This is a genomic window from Variovorax sp. P4_D9, from assembly GCF_056401695.1.
Genome location: NZ_JBFUIU010001442.1, coordinates 1 through 1,364, shown reverse-complemented (window position 1 = coordinate 1,364; position 1,364 = coordinate 1). Strand labels below are relative to the sequence as shown.

The 1,364-nt window shown below is 62.5% G+C and carries 2 protein-coding genes; both read right to left on the bottom strand.

The features are described 5' to 3' along the window. Positions 1-658: branched-chain amino acid ABC transporter permease (locus AC1DY5_RS55810; protein ID WP_478122734.1), on the bottom strand; the 658-nt coding region annotated here is incomplete at its 3' end. A gap of 99 nt (positions 659-757) precedes the next feature. Next, positions 758-1,364: ABC transporter substrate-binding protein (locus AC1DY5_RS55805; protein ID WP_478122733.1), on the bottom strand; the 607-nt coding region annotated here is incomplete at its 5' end.

The window sequence follows — 1,364 nt, the reverse complement described above, 5'->3', positions numbered from 1 at the left end:
ACGCAGCCATGCCTGGTTCCGTCACGTAGGTGTTGCCGCCGATCACGCCGGCCAGGGCGGCCAGCGCGGCGCCGCCACCAAACACCAGCATGAAGACGCGTGGCACGTTGTGACCGAGCGCTTCGACCATTTCCGGGTGCTTGAGCGCGGCCTGGATGACCAGCCCGATGCGCGTGCGCGTCAGCAGCAGCCACACCGACACGAGCATCAGTAAGGCGATGAGCATGATGAAGGACCTGGACTTGGGAAACTGGGTGCCGTAGATGGTGAACAGCGGCCCTTCGAGCGCCGGCGGCAGGGCATAGGGGACGACCGATCGGCCCCAGACCAGTTGCACCACTTCGAGGATCAGGTAGGAAAGACCGAAGGTCACGAGCAGTTCCGGCACATGCCCGAACTTGTGGACGCGCCGCAGGCTGTAGCGCTCAAACCCGGCGCCCAGCGCGAAGACGAGCAGAGGCGCAATGACCAGGGCCGGCCAGAAGCCGATGACGCTCGAGATCGAGTAGGCGAAATAGGCGCCCAGCATGTAGAAGCTGGTGTGCGCAAAATTGAGCACGCCCATCATGCTGAAGATCAGCGTGAGGCCCGAGCTCAGCATGAACAGCAGCAGCCCGTAGCTGAGCCCGTTCAGCAGGGAGATGGTGAAAAATTCCATGAGGTCTGGGTGGTGGTCTAGCGCCTCGCCGGACGCCGGAAAGAACGACGCCGGGAGAGACTGCAATCACCTCCCGGCGTGTGGTTTCGGGAATCCGTCCTAGGAGGACGCTGCGCCCGGGCGCTTCATCTGGCAGGACGTCGGGGTGCTGGCGATGTAGGGCTCGAGGTACTTCACGGGTGCAAAGGTGTAGCCGGTCTTTTCCACGCTGTACTTGTTCTTTGCATCGACCTTCTGCCACTTGGAGATCCAGAGCCCCTGCTGCAACTGGTGGTCGGTCTTGCGCATTTCGCTCTCACCGTTGAAGCCCTTGAATTTCAGGCCTTCCATGGCCGCAGCCACCTTGACCGGGTCGGTGGATTTCGCCTTGGCCATCGCGTTGCTCATCATCACCAGCGCGTTGTAGACCGAGAAGGTGTAGAGGTCGTCGTTGAACTTCTGCTGGAACTCGTTCGTCAGGGTGCCCAGGCGACCCGGGTAGTTGGAGTGGTTGTAGGCGATCTGGTAGACCTCGAGCTCCCCACCCGACGCCAGCGCCGTCGGGGTGCCCGAGACCCCGGCATAGTAGGCGTACACCGGCACCTTGAGACCGGCGTCGTTCAGGGCCTTGATCAGCAGGGTCATGTCCTGGCCCCAGTTGCCAGTGACGATCGTGTCGGCGCCCGACTGCTTGATCTTGGCCACGTACGGTGCGAAGTCCTTGACC